Origin of the sequence: Enterococcus gallinarum NBRC 100675, from assembly GCF_001544275.1 — a bacterium.
Lineage (GTDB): Bacteria > Bacillota > Bacilli > Lactobacillales > Enterococcaceae > Enterococcus_D > Enterococcus_D gallinarum.
In genome coordinates, this window is the sequence record NZ_BCQE01000001.1 from 151,452 (window position 1) to 171,300 (window position 19,849).

Annotated in this window: 16 protein-coding genes; 3 read left to right on the forward strand and 13 right to left on the reverse strand. The window is 41.3% G+C overall.

Annotated elements, in window-relative coordinates; translation table 11 throughout:
* Positions 1-86 precede the first annotated feature (86 nt).
* The 3 genes from EG2_RS00665 to EG2_RS00675 all read right to left on the reverse strand — a co-directional run bounded on the left by EG2_RS00665 (position 87) and on the right by EG2_RS00675 (position 2,740).
* The gene (locus EG2_RS00665; protein WP_060813085.1) at positions 87-986 is read right to left on the reverse strand and encodes an ROK family protein; all 900 of its coding nucleotides are present in this window, start codon (positions 984-986) and stop codon (positions 87-89) included.
* A gap of 228 nt (positions 987-1,214) precedes the next feature.
* Positions 1,215-2,378, reverse strand: a complete 1,164-nt coding sequence (locus EG2_RS00670; protein WP_003128601.1) for an AI-2E family transporter — start codon at positions 2,376-2,378, stop codon at positions 1,215-1,217.
* Positions 2,379-2,389: 11 nt separating this feature from the next.
* A complete protein-coding gene (locus EG2_RS00675; RefSeq protein ID WP_003128600.1) occupies positions 2,390-2,740 on the reverse strand; it encodes a PTS glucitol/sorbitol transporter subunit IIA in 351 nt (116 codons plus the stop codon).
* A gap of 118 nt (positions 2,741-2,858) precedes the next feature.
* Between EG2_RS00675 and EG2_RS00680 the strand changes: the two genes are divergently transcribed.
* The 3 genes from EG2_RS00680 to EG2_RS18725 are packed head-to-tail and all read left to right on the forward strand — an operon-like array spanning position 2,859 to position 4,444.
* On the forward strand, positions 2,859-3,881 hold the full coding sequence (locus tag EG2_RS00680; protein WP_060813086.1) for a lactonase family protein: 1,023 nt from the start codon (positions 2,859-2,861) through the stop codon (positions 3,879-3,881).
* A 21-nt stretch (positions 3,882-3,902) separates the two neighbouring features.
* Positions 3,903-4,253: a hypothetical protein gene (locus tag EG2_RS00685; RefSeq protein WP_060813087.1), complete on the forward strand. Its 351-nt coding sequence runs from the start codon at positions 3,903-3,905 to the stop codon at positions 4,251-4,253.
* 29 nt (positions 4,254-4,282) lie between these two features.
* Positions 4,283-4,444: a hypothetical protein gene (locus EG2_RS18725; protein ID WP_021149110.1), complete on the forward strand. Its 162-nt coding sequence runs from the start codon at positions 4,283-4,285 to the stop codon at positions 4,442-4,444.
* Positions 4,445-4,636: 192 nt separating this feature from the next.
* On the opposite strand, the gene EG2_RS00690 is transcribed toward EG2_RS18725, so the two are convergent.
* From EG2_RS00690 to metG, 10 genes are all read right to left on the reverse strand, one after another.
* The gene (locus EG2_RS00690; protein ID WP_060813088.1) at positions 4,637-6,184 is read right to left on the reverse strand and encodes a bifunctional metallophosphatase/5'-nucleotidase; all 1,548 of its coding nucleotides are present in this window, start codon (positions 6,182-6,184) and stop codon (positions 4,637-4,639) included.
* Positions 6,185-6,287: 103 nt separating this feature from the next.
* Positions 6,288-7,571: an ABC transporter substrate-binding protein gene (locus EG2_RS00695; protein ID WP_060813089.1), complete on the reverse strand. Its 1,284-nt coding sequence runs from the start codon at positions 7,569-7,571 to the stop codon at positions 6,288-6,290.
* A 21-nt stretch (positions 7,572-7,592) separates the two neighbouring features.
* Positions 7,593-8,885, reverse strand: a complete 1,293-nt coding sequence (locus tag EG2_RS00700; RefSeq protein WP_060813090.1) for an MBL fold metallo-hydrolase — start codon at positions 8,883-8,885, stop codon at positions 7,593-7,595.
* A complete protein-coding gene (locus EG2_RS00705; protein ID WP_041119808.1) occupies positions 8,869-9,687 on the reverse strand; it encodes a carbohydrate ABC transporter permease in 819 nt (272 codons plus the stop codon). The genes EG2_RS00700 and EG2_RS00705 overlap by 17 nt, the downstream gene beginning before the upstream one ends.
* A gap of 1 nt (position 9,688) precedes the next feature.
* The gene (locus EG2_RS00710; RefSeq protein WP_029487291.1) at positions 9,689-10,570 is read right to left on the reverse strand and encodes a carbohydrate ABC transporter permease; all 882 of its coding nucleotides are present in this window, start codon (positions 10,568-10,570) and stop codon (positions 9,689-9,691) included.
* On the reverse strand, positions 10,570-11,643 hold the full coding sequence (locus EG2_RS00715) for an ABC transporter ATP-binding protein (protein ID WP_060813146.1): 1,074 nt from the start codon (positions 11,641-11,643) through the stop codon (positions 10,570-10,572). The genes EG2_RS00710 and EG2_RS00715 overlap by 1 nt, the downstream gene beginning before the upstream one ends.
* 470 nt (positions 11,644-12,113) lie before the next feature.
* The gene (gene abc-f / locus EG2_RS00720) at positions 12,114-13,622 is read right to left on the reverse strand and encodes a ribosomal protection-like ABC-F family protein (RefSeq protein ID WP_060813091.1); all 1,509 of its coding nucleotides are present in this window, start codon (positions 13,620-13,622) and stop codon (positions 12,114-12,116) included.
* A 516-nt stretch (positions 13,623-14,138) separates the two neighbouring features.
* Positions 14,139-14,567, reverse strand: a complete 429-nt coding sequence (locus EG2_RS00725) for a hypothetical protein (protein WP_060813092.1) — start codon at positions 14,565-14,567, stop codon at positions 14,139-14,141.
* A 174-nt stretch (positions 14,568-14,741) separates the two neighbouring features.
* Positions 14,742-17,420, reverse strand: a complete 2,679-nt coding sequence (locus EG2_RS00730) for a cation-translocating P-type ATPase (RefSeq protein ID WP_060813093.1) — start codon at positions 17,418-17,420, stop codon at positions 14,742-14,744.
* Positions 17,421-17,683: 263 nt separating this feature from the next.
* The gene (metG, locus tag EG2_RS00735) at positions 17,684-19,690 is read right to left on the reverse strand and encodes a methionine--tRNA ligase (RefSeq protein WP_060813094.1); all 2,007 of its coding nucleotides are present in this window, start codon (positions 19,688-19,690) and stop codon (positions 17,684-17,686) included.
* Positions 19,691-19,849 lie beyond the last annotated feature (159 nt).

The window sequence follows — 19,849 nt, forward strand, 5'->3', positions numbered from 1 at the left end:
TTCATTCGCTACAATTTAAACGCTTACATATTATAAAAATAGAGACTATTTTTTTATTACATTTTTATCTTAGAATTGCAACTGTTTTAGCTAGTTTTCATTTCAAAAGTTTGCAGTAACCAATTGTAGCAAGCACCAATTAAATTGGACTCATTCCCAAACTGGCAACAGGCAACATTTGGCAATCGAACTGTACTAGGAATCTGCGCTGCAATCTGCTGAATCTTCTTTTCTAATAGCGGCAGTAAAAAGTCGCTTTCACTGATTCCGCCTCCGATCAAAACAATTTCTGGATCAAGAATGTATTGTAGGTTGTAGCAGGCCACGGCTAGCTTTTCAATAAAGCGATCCACCCAAATCGTCACTGCCGGATCGTTTTGTTGGTAGTAAGCAACAACTTTATACCCATCGATCGAGGGATCTTTTTTTTCGGCTGCAACTTGTTCTACCAATGTTCTTGTTGCACCGGCAATACTCCAAATTTCCCAATCTTTCTTTTCGACTTCAGGAAACAGCATATAACCAAACTCGCCAGCTAAAAAGTGTTTGCCACGAATCAACTGGTTATCGACCATCAATCCGCCTCCCACAGAGGTACCTAAAACAATGACAGCAAAACTGCTAGCGCCGCTTCCTCTTCCCAGCCATTTTTCTGCTAAAAGCGCGCAATTGCCATCATTCTCCGCGATGACGGGTTTTTGATAATAGTCCGTTAAGAAAGAAACCATGCGATTGCCAAATCCCTCATAAAGCGGTGAATCCATCCCAATCTGTTGTGTCACTGGATCGACTAATCCTGTCGTACTAATAGCAATTCCTGAAAAGTCTTTTGGATAGTCATTATCAATATGTGAAATCAATCGGTCGATCACAGTTGAATAGTCTTTATTCATCGGAAAGCTCCCTAATTGTATTCTTTCCCCGTGACTATTCAACAACCCCGTCTTGATCATTGTCCCTCCGATATCTACTGCAAGAATCTTCATTCCAACGCTCCTTTGCTTGTATGTGCTTTCAGTATAAGCATTCTCTAGAAACAGAAGCTATATGTTTTTCTTGCAACTATGTGTCAAAAATCGCACATAACAAAAAGGCTGAAGCAATTCGCTCCAGCCTTCTAAATTCAGCTTTCTTCTACTCCGATAAAAAACTAGAAAAATGTGTGAGTCAGTGTGATTTTCACAAAGATCTTTCGTCAAAAAATTTTCTTCGAACTATTCTTGCTGAACATCGCTTTCCGTCTCTTCTTCATACAAACTTGATACGGTCGTATACCATTCAAAAATATGGGTAATGATTACTTTTGCCGCAGCATATACCGGGATCCCCAGAATCACACCGACAAGTCCGAAGAGTTTACCCGAAGTCAGCAATACTAATAAAATCGTCACGGGATGGATCGACAACTCGTTTCCTAAAACGAGTGGTGAGATCAATCGCCCTTCAATAGTCTGTTCGATCACAAAGACGACCAGGACTTTCACCAACAGGACAGGACCACCGACGATACCCAAAAAGACCGCCGGAACCATCGCTAGAAAAGAGCCTAGGTATGGAATCAAGTTCAAAAAGCCAGCTGCGATCCCTAATGTGATGGCATAATCTAGGCCGATCAAACTAAAACCGACCATAAACATGATGGCTACTGCAAATGCGACTGTTAGTTGTCCGCGAATATAAGAAGAAACTTGATCATTCATCTCTTTTAAAACCGTCAATGATGGTTTACGCATTTTTGTCGGCAAAAATTTCACGAAATAAGGTGCTAACTGTCGTCCATCTTTTAAAAGATAAAAGAGAATAAACGGCATCGTTATGACAGCCAATACCACCGTTGCAACGGCCCCAAAAAAGCTGCCGATATTTTGAATCGTGCTCCGTGATAAGTTTTGAATGATGTCGGTCATTGATGCAATCAACTTCTCATTAGATGCTTCCAATTGATCTTGAACTTGTGAGAAAATCGGATCGGACAAAATCTCATTGACTTTATTTTCAATGATATCCAAATATCCGGGCAAATTCTCAACGAAACTCATGGACTGTTCTTGGATCTTCGGCACAATCACCACAACGCCCCAGACGATCAATCCGATGACCAAAATAAAAAGACCGAAAATACTATAGATGCGTTTGATTCCCTTTCGTTCCAGATAATCAACCGCAGGATTCATCAAGTAATACAAAATCCCCGCCAAAATGATCGGCAATCCAACAATCGCCAGAAATTGCCAAATTGGCTCAAATAGATAGGATACTTTCGTAAACATAAACAAGATCAATAAGACGAGTAGAACCACTAATAGACTCGTGACTGCTTGATTATTTAAAAACCACTTCCAAAACCAGGACAAAGGACGCTTCTCTGTTTCCTTCATTTCCCCGCCTCCTACTTGTAGATAACTTTCATACCAACTTCAAGAGTCGGCAAATTGAAAGGCTCTAAATAGATAGCGCTGGTCAGTTGTTCTTCGGGTACTTCATCGAAGATAAATGTCACATGTTGGATCGTTTGCAAAATTTGATTTGCGATAGGACCGACATGTGTCACGGTGTACGACTGATCCCCAAAAATAAGTGTATCGCCGTTTTCTACGACCAAATCTTGAGAATCTGGGATCGATTGGATCACTGAATACTCCCTTAAGATCTCTGTTGCTTGGTCGCCAAAAAAAATCAGCATTTTTTCTTTTTGATCGATCGCTTGTGGCCCAATCGCTTTGATTGTTCCTTGTTTCATACAACAACCTCCCCTTTATGTTCTTTTTTTATTATAACATAAGAAGTTTTTCTATCCGCCCATTTCCGCATTCTATGGTAGAATTAATAAGAAATCAAACTATTAGGAGGCTTTTTTTATGTTGCAAACGATCTACCTAGGCACTTATACGCGTCGCGAAAGTAAAGGGATCTATTCGATCACTTTAGATACAAAAAAAGAACAATTGGTCGACTTGACCTTGCGTGCGGAAGAAAAGAGCCCAACGTATCTTGCCCGCAGTAAAAAAGAAAGAGTTTATACTGTGACCGAAGTTGATGGCGCAGGCGGTTGTGGTGCTTATACGCCTGCATTTGAGTTGTTGAATACTGTGACCGAAGAAGGCGCACCATTGTGTTATGTAGCAGTAGATGAACCTCGTCAACTTGTTTATGGCGCTAATTATCATAAAGGTGAAGTAAACGTCTACAAAATATTGGCGGACGGCAGTATTGAAGCCACTGATCACATCTATCATGATGAACCTGTTGGTCCTCACGAAAATCAAGACAACCCTCATGTACACTACACAGACTTAACGCCGGATCAACGCTTAGCTGTATGTGATCTTGGAACAGACCGTGTGTATATGTATGACGTTTCTGCTGAAGGAAAATTAACAGAAGCAGCTGTTTATGTTGCAGCTGCCGGAACAGGCCCTCGTCATTTAGTGTTCCATCCTAACCACCAATATGCTTATCTGGTAGGAGAACTAGACAGCTCTTTGACTGTTTTACGCTACAATGAAGCGGACGGCAGCTTTGAAGAAATCCAAAAAGTACCGACTTTACCAGAAGATTTCACCGACTTTAATAGTGGGGCTGCTGTCCGAGTATCAACAGATGGACGTTTCGTTTATTCATCCAATCGTGGACACAACTCTCTCGTTGTCTTTGAAGTAACTGAAGATGGCGCTGGATTGAAATTCATTCAACGCCTATCAACGGAAGGTGACTTCCCGCGAGACTTTGACTTGGACCCAACCAACGAATTCTTAGTTTGTGCCAATCAAAATTCCGACAACTTGACTTTGTACCGTCGCAACGCCGAAACTGGTGAACTCACTACTATTCAAAAAGACGTTTACGCGCCTGAATGTGTTTGTGTCTTATTTGAAAAATAAAACGATCAGGAGGACTCCCCCATGTTTGATAAAACACCCATCGAGCTTGTACTGAAAGATTTTTCAAATATTTATAATAAGTGCCAGTCAACTTATGAATTGGTCACTAGCCGCCGTTACAATGAAGCCCTCGTCTTATTGACTACGGCTGAAACCTATGCCATTGCAGAAAAAGCCTATATTCGTTGTGATACCTTTAAAGAATTGCAAACATCCGAAGTTACTGGCTTCTTTGATGCTTTTGAGATTTACTATTTTGAATTGAAACAAGTCCTTTTCCATGATGACGATGACTTTGTTTCTCTTAAAAGTCGTTTGGAAAAAATGAAAGAAATGTATGAAGCATTGACAGCCGCATTCAATTTGTTATGATGGTACCAAATAGACGAAAAGGTGATCTCATGAACCAAGAAGAAGTGCTTGAGCGCTTAAAAGAAGAGTTAGAACTTCCTTTTTTCCAAGCAAAATTAGAGGAAAAAAACTATAGCGAAGAAGACTATCAGCAAGTAAAAGCCGATTTGATTCGCTACTTCGATGAATATGTCCGCAATGTAGAAAACTAATCTGATTTTCTTTTACAAGAACATAGAAAGGGTCTGTGTCATAAGTAGCAACTAGACAAGACGATCCGAGGATAACTGGGTGTCACCCATCGTACATTGGCGATGGAAACTTGCTGAAGCGCAAGCACAGTCTCATTCTCCTCGGAATCGTTCGTTTGTTGCCTGACTTATGTCACAGCCCTTTTTGGCTTTTTAGTACACGATTTTGAAATTCTGATTCGTCTTAGCTTCTAGTACTGGGTGTTGTTTCAAATAATCAGCAATCAATTCAGTCATATCCACTTGGATCTCCCGTACAATTTTGTCGGCTGTAAACATCGCGTAATTCCCACCGCCTACCGCTCGGTATTGATTTACGACAACTTCCAGCTCCTGTTCCGGAGTAATAGGCTCATTATGGAACAACAAGCGCGTGATTCGTTTGCCAACTGGCTGGTTCATATCAATCGTATAGTCGATTCCTTCGTACATATCATAATTGTAGTATTGCGGTTTCGGCTCGATAAAGGCTGGATTAAAGACGATTTTTCCTGCTTCGACGGCTAAGTAATTCGCTGTCTGTTCCAACGCAAGACGCAACTCTGCTCCGGTCACTTTTACGACAGCCAATGTATTAGGATAAATATAATTCGTGATGACATCCCGCATCGTGATCGTTGTACCGAAACCTTTCCCTTCATTATTGAAGAGCGCTGTCCCAGATATTTCCGCTCCGCTGGCAGCCATCTGAACGCGATTGATAAATTCCACGTATGGATGTTCCACGATCCGTGCCTGCATCGGATCAGTAATTCGCATATCCCCGTTCACTTTCCCTAGCGGCTGATCAAGCCAGCTTTCCAATTCCGTCTCAATTGGTTCGATCATTGCCAAAATTGCTTCATCGGCTGAAACTTCTGCCACTGAATGCAATGTCGCTTGTTGATCCGTAATCACTGTTTGCCCCTCTTTTTTCTCTATTGTTAATTGGATTCGGCCGATTTGGCTACCCCGATAACCTGGCTGGACCACAGGGACCCCATTGACAATGGCGGCGATTTCCCGATGTTGGTGTCCAGTAAAGAAAGCGTCAATTCCCGGCACCTCTTGCAGTAACTCATAGCCTTCATTCTCTCCGGTCAACAATTCGGTGGCTTCACCGGTTACCAAATCTTTCTCAAAACCGCCATGATAGCTGACGATGACAAGATCTGCTTGTTTCCTTAGCTCTGGCACATATTTTTTTGCCGTTTGGATAATGCTTTCGAACCGCATCCCCTTGATGGTAGCTGGTTGTTCCCAATGAGGAATATACTGGGTCACCAATCCCAACACCGCAATTTTAATCCCATCTTTTTCAAGGATCGTATAGGCTTTGCCGAAATAGGGCTGTCCCTCTTCATTTAAGATGTTCGCTGCTAAAACAGGGGATTGATAACTAGCGATTGCCTCTTGAAGATACGCTAATCCATAATTAAATTCATGGTTTCCTAAAACATGGACATCGTATGCCATGTGATTGATCACTTTGGTCAATTCTGCTACCGGATGCTGGCTTTTGGCAATATAATAACTCAGTGGGGATCCTTGGATAAAATCGCCATTTTCGATCATTACAACAGGACCATCGGCTTCGGCTTTTAACTGCTTTAGTTTCGTTGCGACTTTCGCTGCCCCAATAGCCAGATCGTGGTCGTCGGCGAAATTAGTTGGGTAGACATAGCCGTGCATGTCGCTGGTTTCAAGAAAGGTGATTTGCATTTTCTCATTACTCCTCTAACATTTATGTAAAAGAGACCGCAGGGATATCTGACGGTCTCTTTCAGATTGATAGGGTCATTGTCTGGCCCTTTTACGAGCAGAATTATTGATTCCAAACATCCTCAAGTTGTGGAATGGAATCTTTAATCAATTTATCGGTATCTTTGTCAGTATTCGACAAAATATTTTCCATGATTGAACGAACTTCATTGTAAGCTGAGTCTGCATTTTCGATTACTGGGATCGAGAAAAGTTCTTTTGTTGCTTCACTTAACTCAGAAGCAACTTTCGTATCTGGATTGTTCTTGTATTCATCACTATCTAAAACAGATTGAACAACTGGCATGTATCCTGTTGAAACTGCCCATTCTAATTGTGATTCAGGAGAGGTCAAAAACTTCATGTATTCAAAAGCAGCGGTACGTTCCTCTGGAGATGCGCTTGTGAACATATATAAGTCTGTTCCTTGTTGTAGATTGATTTTTTCTGGGCGGGCAGAGACACCATATTCAAATTTGCCTTCGGTGTCTTTTTTGACATATCCTTCTCCAGCAATCGAGCCGATGAACATCGCAACTTGTTCGTTTGCGAATGGTCCTGAAAGATATTGATCGGATCCAGCAATCCGGAAGTAGCCGTCTTTCACACCTTCCGCATAATAATTGATGACTTCTTTCGATTCATCGCTGTCTAGCTGTAAATCCTTGTTAAAGTCAACACCTTTGTTTTTCATGCCAATAGCATAGTAGTTATTCAATGAATCAAAGCCAGCACCAACAACGCTGCCATTTGATTTTTCATAAATTGTTTTTGAAGCTTCTTTTAACTCATCTAATGTTGTCGGTACTTCTACACCATATTCTTTTAAAAGATCTGCATTGTAGAACAACATTTCCGTTGATTTGTTGAAAGGAATACCATATTGGACACCATCAATTTGTGCACCTTCTAATAATGAAGAACGAATTTCTTCTTGGTCACCCCAACCAATTTTATCATTATCGATATACTCGCCTAAATCAACAAGCATTTCATCTTGGGCCGCATTCCAAAGCCAACCTGGATACGCTTGTGTGATGGTTGGCAAATCTTTTGGTGAAGGTAGTGTCGAATTGATTTTCGCCTGCAGATCGGAGTACTGAGATTGATTTTGCAGTTCTACTTTCACATTTGGATTTGCTTCCATAAACTCATCTGTCAGTTTCGTCAGTGCTTCTTCTTGTGCACCATTCATTGCATGCCAGAATGTGACAGTTGTATCTTTCGGAACCTCTGTAACGATCTCATCGTTGCCTTTTGCACTGTCATTTGAGCCATTGTTGCCGCATGCCCCTAACACTAAAGTTGCCGCAGCCACTGCTGCAAATGCTAGTTTTTTTGATTTCATTCTTTACTCTCCTCTATCCTTTTATAGTTCTATTTTCTCGCCACGTTCTGGCAATATTCTTTCGCCATACGGATTCACCAGTTTCTCTGGTTTCAAGGTATGGATTGGAACCAATCTTTTTGGTTCGATCCACGCAATAATCTGATCAAGATCTTCAGGAACTGCGTGTCCCGAAACCGGCAGCCGTACAAACTCAATTTCCAGCTTTGCTAACAAAGTTAGAAACTCTTCATAGGCAGGGTCAAAAGCCCCCAGTGGTTGTGCATCGCTATGGATATACAGACTGCCTGGTTGTAGATTTTCAAAATGGTCAACTGCTTGCCAGACGTACTGGTCAGTGTCGACACATAAAGAACGATAATCAATTTCTAGTGCAGGATCTAACTCTGCTAAGGAAGCTCCGCCTTCAACCGTGTAATAAGGAACTTCTCTGTCAAAGATTTCTTTCAGTAATGCTGCTTGGTGTGCTTCAAGAACGATTGTCCGAGGACAAGCATCCACCAAAGCTAAAAAGCGTTCCACATTGGCAGGATAGCCGTTGAAAGTGATTTGCCGTTGTGGATTTTTTTCGACTAACTCGACAAAAGCCGCTACCAATTCTTTCTCACTGGCTACTTCGATAGTATCTGGATCGCTTTCTCTTTCAGGAAAGCTGATGCTGACTCCTTCCATCATCAATAGATCCGTGTGTTTTGCTAACTGACAAAATTCTTTTGTCCGCTCGGGATGATAGCCATGCAATCGTAAATCACCCGTATAGGCAATAAAGTGATCCGGTGTTCGAATCAGCAATGCCGCTGCGCCATAAGCATCGTGGTCCACAGGAACGATCTCCACTTCGATCTCACCAACTTTGATCACATCGTGGGGTTCCAAGCCAATCATTTCCCGCACAAAGGCAGGCCCTTCATGGGGAGTAGGAATCAAAAAGTCACCGGTGCGATTCAATGCTTTTAGGATCGCTTTGGTTTCTTTCAGTGTATATAAAGGGATTGCAGGGTCCAAATAATTGACCATCTTTGAATGATCAAGATGGGCATGAGAAAGAAAAACGGCCGTTTCCTGATAGTCCTTTTGTTCTGACCCTTGATACGTATAAGACAGACGTGGATCATAAACATTGCGTAATTGCGGAACCCAGCGATGATCCACTAAGGTCTGCAATGCTTCATCGGGTAACGGCTGCTCTGGGTGATACTCAGAACCAAAATCAAAGAAAATATGGGCATCTTTGTATGCCACTTCGATAACCGTGCCGCCGATCGTTAGAATGCCACTGTGAAATGTGATCGTTGTTTTAGCCTTTGATGCCATCTTTTGCCACTCCTTTAATAATCTCTTTTCTAAAAATCAAATAAATGATCAAAATCGGAATGACAGTCAGCGTTGCAGCTGCCATCTGCAAATGAACATCGCTACCGCTTTCTGATGTGAAGGCCGCTAGCCCATTATTCAACAACCGATATTTTTTTTCATTCGTGACTAACAATGGCCACAAGAAAGAATTCCAGCTCGAGATAAACGTCAAGATTCCAACAGTCACTAGTGCCGGTTTAGACATTGGGATCAATATCCGTCGTATGTAAGCCATATCGCTTGCACCATCGATTTTTGCTGCTTTATAAAAGGTATTCGAAATGCTTTTCAAATAGCCATTCAGATAATAAATATAAAAGATACTCGTCAGAAAGGGAATAATCAACGCACTGTAAGTATTCAATAACCCCATCTGAGCAATCGTGTTGTAGTTGGTAAAGATGATTGATTCATAAGGAACCATCAATAAGGAAATCATTAGAGCAATCACAAGCCCTTTGAATTTGAATTCCAAACTAGTCAATGCAAAAGCTGCCAGAATAGCAGTAATCAATGTGGCGATAGTCGTAACTGCTGAAACAAAGACTGTATTCAGAAAGTAACGGAGAAATGGCGCTTTGGTAAAGACTTCGGCATAGTTGCTCCATTGGAAGGACTCCGGCAAAATCGTAGGCGGAATACTGGTAGCCTCACTATAAGTCATCAGTCCCGCGAGAATCATATAAATAAACGGAAAAATCGTGATGATCGCTAAGAGCGCCAAAAAAATCAGAGAGATGAGGGTTACGACTTTTTTCATCTTATTCCCCTACTTTCTTTAAAATTTTATTTTGGATAAAGGTCACCGCCAAAATAATAACAAAGAGAATCACAGTCGCAGCCATTGCGATCCCAGGACGGCCCGCAATATGGAATTTGTCATAAATATAATAGACAGCTGTGGTTGCGCTTTTGGCGATACCGGGTTGACCACCAAACAAGGCATAGACTTGTGTATAGACTTTAAAGGCACTGATGATATTAACGGTCAACAAGAAGGCAAATGTCGGAATCAACTGCGGAAAAGTAATCTTGCGAAAAATCTCCCAGTTATTGGCGCCAAACATTTTTGCGATCTTATAATGTTCTTTGTCAATGTTACGCATCCCTGCTAAGAGAATAATAATATTGAATGCCAGACTGCTCCAAATCCCAAAAATAATCAGTGTCGGCATACTCATATTGACATTATCCAGCCAATTGACGGCGGGAATCCCCACTAAGCCCAGCAAGTAGTTGATGATCCCATAAGACCCATTAAAGAAATAGCGAAACACGATCCCAATGGCGATGGTACTGGTGACATAGGGCATAAAGAAGATCGTCTCAAAAAAGCTCTTATGCTTCACCTTTTCAAAGATGATCCAAGCGATCGCTAGTGAAATCACTAATGCAATAGGAACCACAGCGAATGCAAACCAAGCTGTATTCTTTAGCGCCTTGAAAAACACTGGATCTGTCAACACTTTTTGGTAGTTTTCTAATCCGGCATATCGCTGATTGATCAATGATCCTTTTTGAAAACTCATAAACAATGAACGAAATAATGGATACACACTAAAGAGCAAAATAATGACCAGTGAGGGCAATAAGAACAGCCAAGCTTTGGGTTGATTTTCGGGATTATAATTTTTTTTGAACATCAATAAACTCGCTCCCCTTTTTCATCAAAGATGAACGCTTTTTTGTAATTGAAGTCAAAGGCTAAGTGTGCTCCTTCTTCAATGATTTCTTCGATGCTAACGATCGATTTAACGTGGATGTCAGCCAGATCAAAGTTCAAGATCCGTTCACGACCAATTAGTTCAACACTTTTTATCTCAGTATTGAATAATGGTGTTTGGGTCGTCGTTAACACATCTTCTGGACGGATCCCTAAAGTATAATGACCATCTGTCAAAGGCTTCTTGAAGCGGATATCCACGAAGCGCTCTGCAGGGATTGTGAATTCTGGATGATGCATGACACCATCTGTCACTTCCACTGGCAAGATATTGATAATTGGGTTTCCGATAAACTTTGCAACGAATAAATTATTGGGTTCTAAATAAAGATTTTGCGGATCATCATTTTGCTGGATCACGCCTTCATTCATCAAAATGATTTTGTCACTGATAGACAACGCTTCTTCTTGGTCATGAGTTACAAAAATCGTCGTGATCCCAACTTCTTTGACTAAGCGACGAATCTCCTCGCGAATCTTTAAACGCAAACGCGCATCTAAATTACTCAATGGTTCATCCAGCAATAGTACTTCAGGATTTTGGACTAACGCACGAGTGATGGCAACTCGCTGTTGCTGCCCACCAGACAATGTACCAGGTTTTTTATCCTTCAATTCTTCAATATTGGTCAGCTGCATATATTTTTCAGCAATTTGCTGCGCTTCGTTTTTCTTGATTTTTTTATCACCAACAGTCAGTGGAAACATGACATTTTCTAAAACGGTCATATGAGGATACAAGGCATAATTTTGAAAAACAAAGCCGATATTGCGATCCTTTGGCTCCGTTTTCACTACGGAATTTCCGTTAAAGCGGATATCCCCATCTGTCGGACTCAACAATCCAGCGATCAAATTCAAAATCGTCGACTTCCCACATCCACTAGGCCCAAGTAAACAAACAAGATCGCCCTTCTCGATCGTAAAATCCACCGCTTTCAAAGCTTCAAACTTGTTGTCAAAGACCTTCTTCAACCCAACTACTTCTATCAAAAAAAGAACCTCCATTATTTTTCTCTTTGCCGCTTTTGTTCGACCAGCAAGATAGGAACACAAAAACAGCTGAATTCTTACAGGCTGTTGTCAAACGCTCAAAGAAATTCGATTTTTATGATAACAAATGAATATTTTTATTCGGTACTGTTATTGTAAATCTTTTGTAAAACCCTTTGGTAATTATGAAAGAAATTTTAATTAACTAGCAGAATGATGAGAAAAAAATGAGATTATTAAACAACAGAATATTGCGGTGTAAGGCTTTTTTTCTTGCAAAATAAATAAAAAATCCAGCTATAATAAATAAAAAAAGAAAAAACAGGCAACCCATTTATTATTTTTTGTCTAGACCACTCAAATCAAAAAAACAGACTAACGATCAAAATAGGGTTGCTTTCTCAAAAATCTACTACTTTAAAATAACAAAACCGGGATAAGATTTTAAAAAAATCCTATCCCGGTTCGATTTATGGACGCGCTGGATCTGTATGTTCAAGCAAAAATTGTTGTGTAGTCACTTGATCCAGAAAATGGCGATCATGTTCAATGATCAACATCGTCGGTTGGACAAGTTGGATCACTTCAGCTAACTGATTCTGATTAAAGACATCCAGATAATTCAAGGGTTCATCCCAGATGAACAGCTCAGCAGGGGTTGCCAACGATTTTGCCAATTCCACACGCTTACGCTGCCCCATACTCATATCTTCGATTCGAGTCTGAAAGACATTTCGCTCCACGCCCAATTTCTTCAGATTATTCAACAATTCTTGATAATCCAATCGGTGGGATTCAGCAAACTCAGTCAAGGTGCCTCGATTATCCTCGTAATTTTGGCGAACACGACTGATGGACAAATGTTGCGGCATCCAAACAGAGCCGGTGACAGTTCCAGTAAAATGACTTAATAGACCAGCCACTAAACTCGATTTTCCAGAACCATTCGCACCCAAAATACCAATCCGGTCACCAGCTTCGATGGTAAAATTCAACGGATCAAACAACGGTTGCTCATACATCAACTGCAAATTTTCCACTCGCAGCAAAACTTTGTGATGCGAGGCTTTAACATTCATAGAAAGGGGATCGATATATTCGATGTCTTTCAACAACTGTTCTTTGACTTGTGCTTGATCTTCCATCCGCTTGACGATGGCTTTGGATCGTTTCATCGTTCTGGCTGCCCGAGCACCAATCGCCCCTGTGTCATAGACCGCTCCACTGCCTTTTTTTGTTGGTGATCCCAGTTTATCTCGTTCCCGTCCTCGTGACCATTCTGCTTTTTCGGCAGCCGTTTGCTTTAAACGGCCGATCTCTTTTTTCAGTTTAACATTTTGCTCCTGTTCAAACTGATCTTGCCGTTGCTTTTGTTCTTCGTAAACAGAAAAGTTCCCCTGATAAATCACTAGTCGGCTTTTTTCAATTGATAAAATGTGATCCACCACTTCGTCAACAAAGTGTCGATCATGGCTGACGACGATAAAGCCTTTTTTCCGTTTTAGATAAGCAGCCACATGCGCACGAGCTGTAATGTCTAAATGATTGGTGGGTTCATCGATCAACGGAAAGTGTTCCTCATCGATGAACAGCAGTGCAAGTAAAACTTTGGTTTGTTCCCCACCAGACAATGTCTCAAATGGACGCCAGAGGACATCTGGATCCAACTGAAGCAAATTTAACTCCCGCTCGATCTGCCATTGCTCAAAGTCACACAGATCTTGTAATGTATCATAGGTTAGTTGCTGCGGATCTGCCACTGGTTGAGGAAAGTAAACGAATGCTTGCTGATGGGTGATAGTCCCGCTATAAGGCAATTGGTCTTGCAGTAATTTGAGTAAAGTAGTTTTCCCCCGACCATTTCGACCGATCAACCCTAATTTCCACTGGGTATCGATCACCAAATCAGCTTGATCGAACAGCAGATGATTCTGAGTATCGAAGCCAAAACTTAATTGTTCAATTTTTATATTTGACATTTTTGTACCTCCTGTCTATCTCTAGACAAAAACCGCGCCTATTTTCAGGTCAGGTTCCAGAAAAGTACACAAAAAGACCCTCCAGAAAAACACACCAATCCTGAAAATCTGCACACTGCTCCCTAGAGAACATGATTCTATGCAGCTTCCAACAAATTGGTTAGTTTTTCAATGGAGGATCCCTCATTTCGTTTATAAGTTGTTTTCAGTATAGCATCTACCGCGAAAAACCGCAATTGGCGATACTTGTTTTTAGATTAGCAGTGAAACGATACTAACAAACTGTCAGGTAAATTTATTCACAATATCTTTTGCAGTCATTTTATTATTTTGAGTAAAAAAACATTTATAAAAATAAAAAAACCATCAGGTTGGTTAGTCCTGATGGCAAAAGGAGTAAAATGAAAAATAAAAAGGTTGTTGGTTGTGAATTCATTATACATCCACCATCGTCATTTTACATAAGAATAACATAACATTTAAATTAAATAACTCTCGTTTAAGAAACGAACTTTATCATTTTTTTAACAAGAGAGCTGTCATCCGCTGAATTGCAAAAGAGATTTCATCAGTGGCTTCGTCTTGTTTTTTCTCTGCCGCATCGAAAGCTTCCCGATCGACCCCATCAGCAATACTTAGAATCATTTCTTCACAGCCAGCAACATACTTCATATATGCTCGTTCAAATTTCTTGTGGATCCCCATGACCGTTGCAGGCGGACGTAATTTAGAGATCTGTTCCAGCATCAAACGGTATTTGTCCGTTCCTTTTTTAAAGGATGCTTCGATTGTTTCCAGACGCTCTGGTGATAGTTCAGATTCCTTTTTTTTATCGAGAGCCTGACGAATCTCTTCATAATTCGGATTCATGGTTTCCCCGATTTTCTCTGTCTCTTTCACTAGATCATTGATTGTTTGTACATAAAAACCTAAATTCGGTCGCACGATTCATTCCCCTACTTTCTTCTTAGCTATCTTTTATTTTACCGTTTATTGCCAAAAATGAAAAGGTCGGCAAAAGCAGATTGTTTATTCGCCCCTATTATTCATTTACGACGATTGGTGTGAACAAAAACCGCAGACAGAATACTCTGCCTGCGGAATAAATTTAGAGACTGCTTATTTTTTGCCCATTGCACGTTGGACAGCTTTAACGATCTCAACGATCGGGATGATCGCGAAGGATGCACCTAGGACGATTCCCCATTGATAGAGATCTAAATGAGCCACTCGGAAGATATCATTTAATCCAGGAACAACAATGATGACCATCATCAATGCAAAGGAAAGCAAGATTGCCCAGTTAAAGGCTTTGTTGCGGAAAGGTCCCACTTTGAATAATGATTGGTAAACAGACTTAACGTTAAAGGCATGGAACAGTTGCATCAATCCTAATGTAGCAAACGCCATTGTCAATGCATCTGCATGGATTGCATCATAGGTATCGTGTACCGGCCATTGAATTGCTGACCAGTAGACGAACAAGACCGTTGCAGCTTCCAAGATCCCTTGATAGATGATACTGCTCATAACTCCACCAGAGAAGAAGTTCGAATTCCGGCCACGAGGGGCATGCTTCATCAAATCTTTCTCAGCTGGCTCCATTCCCAATGCGATTGCAGGGAATGTATCTGTTACAAGGTTGATCCACAACAGATGAATCGGCAACAGTGTATCCCAGCCCCATAAGGTAGCTAAGAACAATGTCAAAACTTCACCTAAGTTAGCTGCTAACAAATATTGGATCGCTTTTTGGATGTTTGAGAAAACTTTTCGTCCTTCTTCAACAGCCACAACGATCGTTGCGAAGTTGTCATCAGCCAGAACCATATCCGAAGCACCCTTAGATACTTCAGTCCCAGTGATTCCCATACCAACACCGATATCAGCTTGTTTCAGTGCAGGCGCATCATTAACACCATCACCTGTCATAGCGACGACTTTGCCTTCATGTTGCCATGCTTTCACGATCCGAACTTTATGTTCAGGTGAAACCCGTGCATAAACCGAGTAATGGGTCACTTTTTGTGCAAACTCTTCATCACTCATTTTGTTCAATTCAGCACCCGTCAATACAGCTGCGTCATCACCAGGCTTGATGATTCCTAGACGTCCAGCGATTGCTTCTGCTGTGTCTCGGTGGTCTCCTGTGATCATGATTGGACGAATGCCAGCTTCTTTAGCTACTCGCACAGCATCGGCTGCTTCAGCCCGTTCAGGGTCGATCATCCCTACAAGACCAGCAAAGACTAGATCATTTTCTACGATTTCTGATTCCAAGTTTTCTGGTACTGCATCTACATACTTGTATGCCATTCCCAAGACACGAAGTGCTTGTTTGGCCATATCTGTATTGTTGAACAAGATTTTTTGTTTTTCTTCTTCAGTCATTGGTACTTCTTGTCCGTTCAACAAGACTTTTGACGCACGTCCCAATAAGACATCTGGCGCGCCTTTCACTGCAACTAAGTAACGACCATCTTCTTGTTCATGGATCGTACTCATCAATTTACGATCCGAATCAAATGGCAGATCCGCTACACGAGGTTCTGCACTCACTTGATCTTTCACGTGGAAGCCTTGATCCATCCCGAATTGAACAAGTGCTGTTTCAGTAGGATCACCAATCAAGTTGCCTTCCTCACCGAACTTAGTATCATTCGCGAAGTTCATGACTTTCAGAGCCATTGTATCCAATGGAATATCTTCAGAAGCAGCATGTTGCTTATCATTGACATAAAGTTTTTCAACTGTCATTTGGTTTAGTGTCAATGTACCTGTTTTATCTGAAGCGATGATATCTGTCGCACCCAATGTTTCTACTGCCGGTAATTTACGAATAACAGCGTTTCGTTTCGCCATGACTTGTGTGCCTAGTGCTAAGATGATCGTTACGATCGCTGGCAATCCTTCTGGAATCGCAGCAACCGCAAGAGAGATTGATGTCAGCAACATGTCGACCCAAGAAGTATTATTGAAGATCGTACCAACAAAGAACATAATTACGGCGATCACGATGATGGCGATCGTCAAGAATTTACCAAGTTCATTCAAGTTACGTTTCAACGGCGTTTCCGTTTCTTCAGCTCTTGCTAACATACCAGCGATCTTACCGACTTCTGTCGCCATCCCTGTATTGACAACGACCCCTTTTCCCCGTCCATAAGTCACATTACTGTTGGAGTAAGCCATATTGACACGATCACCGATCCCAACATCTGTTGCATCGATCACAGTCAATTCTTTTTCTACGGGTACCGATTCACCAGTCAATGCCGCTTCTTCGATTTTCAAAGAACTAGCTTCTAATAAGCGTAAATCCGCTGGTACCACATCGCCGGCTTCTAAAAGAACGATATCCCCGGGTACCAGTTCATCGCTTTTGATCGTCACCGTATGCCCATTTCGTAACACATTGGCATTTGGCGTCGACATTTCCCGCAACGCTTCGATGGCTTGTTCGGCCTTCGCTTCTTGAACCACGCCCATGATCGCATTGATAATAACAACGGCTAAAATAATGATTGAATCGACGATTTCATGTGACACGACTGCAGAAATGATCGCAGCGGCTAACAAGACGATGATCATCAAATCTTTGAATTGTTCAAAGAATTTTTGAGCCATCGATTTTTTCTTACCTTCTTCTAATTCATTGGCGCCATATTGTGACAGACGACTTTTGGCTTCGTCATTTGTCAAACCGTTGGCATCGGTTTGCAGCTCTTTCAGAACAGCCTCAGCTTCTTGTGCATAAAAAGCTTGTGAGAGTTGCTCTTTTTTATTCTCTTCAGACATGTTTTTCCTCCTTTATTCTTCTTCCTTCTTTATTGTACATGAAATGAAAAAAAATAGACTCATGTATGCACTAAAACACATACACGAGTCTCACTATTTAAGGCAACACCAGAAATTTCTTTCAGGATGGTGATGTTGCCGCAACGATAAGCTGCCAGTTACTCCCTCATGATCATCTCAATAAAGACCATTATACAAAATGTTTCATTCGGTTGCAATTTCATTTTCTGAAAAAGAACAGAAATGATTAAATACTGTCTCGCTTAGGCAATGATTGATCCGTTAGGCATTCCCTTTGGTGCTTCAACGATTTTTAATCGTCCTTCGGTATCTTCCGCGGAAAGGATCATCCCTTGACTGATTTGCCCCCGCATCTTACGTGGTTTCAGATTAGCTACGATTACGATTTTCTTACCGATCAAATCTTGCGGCTCTGGATAAAACTCAGCGATTCCTGACAAGATTTGTCGATCTTGATCATCACCGGCAGCTAAGCGGAATTGAAGCAGTTTATCTGCTCCTTTGACTTTTTGACAGTCGATCACTTCAGCTACTTTCAATTCGATCTTGTCGAAATCATCGTATTTGATCTCTGTTTTTTCAGAAGCAAGAACCGTTTCTTCTGGGTTCCATTTGACTGTTTCAGCAGTGCTTTGCGTTCCTTCCGCCATTTTCTTCTGGATATAAGCGACTTCCGTCTCTAATTCCAAACGAGGGAAGATTGGCGTTCCTTTAGCCACTACTTTGGTATCACTAGGAAATTCACCGAACCGTAAGTCTTTCAAGTCCATGGCTTCTGAAGTTAAGCCTAACTGATGGAAAATATTCGCCGGTGTTTCGGTCATGATCGGTTGCAGCAAGATTGCTACGATTCGCAAACTTTCTGCAAGATGGACCATCACACTGTCTAATTCTGCTTTTTTCTCAGGATCTTTGGCCAATACCCACGGTTGTGTTTCATCGATGTATTTGTTGGCACGAGAGATCAACGTCCATACTTCCGACAATGCAGTACTGAATTCCATCTTGTCCATTGCTTCATGGTAGCGACCTACGACGTTGGCTGCGGTTGTCGACAACTCACTATCGTAAGGAGTTACTTTTGAGGCATATTTAGGAACGATTCCTTCACAATACTTATTGATCATAGCGATAGTACGGTTTAATAGATTACCCAGGTCATTGGCTAGATCATAGTTTACCCGGGAAACAAAGTCTTCTGGTGTAAAGACGCCGTCACTGCCAAAAGGCACTGCCCGCAGCAAGTAGTAGCGCAAAGCATCCAAGCTATAGCGCTCAACAAGCATCTCTGGATAAACGACATTGCCTTTAGATTTCGACATTTTGCCGTCTTTCATCATCAGCCAACCATGACCGAAGATTTTTTTAGGCAATGGCAAATCTAATGCCATCAGCATGATTGGCCAATAGATCGTATGGAAACGAACGATTTCTTTCCCAACCATATGAACATCTGCCGGCCAGTATTTTTGGAACAATGAATCGTCATCGGAACCATAGCCCAGTGCTGTAATATAGTTTGATAAAGCATCGATCCAAACATAGACCACATGTTCAGGACTCGCCGTTACCGGAATCCCCCACTTGAAAGTTGTTCTGGAGACAGCTAAATCTTCTAAACCTGGCTTGATAAAATTATTGATCATTTCATTCTTACGGGATTCAGGTTGGATAAATTCTGGGTGCTCATCATAATATTGCACCAAACGATCTGCATATTTGCTCATGCGGAAGAAGTACGAAGACTCTTTTACTAATTCTACTTCGTGGCCGCTTGGTGCTTTCCCACCGATCACATGTCCTTCTTCATCACGATAAACTTCTGCCAATTGTGTTTCTGTGAAGTATTCTTCATCAGAGACGGAGTACCATCCTTCATACTCGCCAAGATAAATATCTCCTTGGTCCAATAATTGTTGAAAGATTTTTTGGACTGCCTTTTTGTGATAGTCGTCCGTTGTCCGGATAAATTTATCGTAGCTGATGTCCAATGTTTTCCACAATTTTTTGACATCGGCAGCCATTTTATCTACATATTCTTGTGGATCAACACCTAGTTCTTCCGCTTTTTTTTCGATTTTTTGCCCGTGTTCATCAACACCAGTCAAATAAAACACATCAAAGCCCATTAGACGTTTATAACGTGCTACTGCGTCGCAAGCTATCGTTGTGTAAGAATTTCCGATATGCAATTTGCCGCTTGGATAATAGATTGGCGTCGTAATGTAAAATGTTTCTTTTTCAGCCATGGGCGTACGTCCTCCTTTTCACCTGTAAAGTGTATACTAAGGTAGTATACCATAATTTTCTGCGAGTTTTTCCTTTTTTCTTTTGCCCAAATTGATGAGATGATTTTACTATCAGCTCCTTTTGGTTTATGAGCTGTTTTTTTGCTATAATAGGAATGA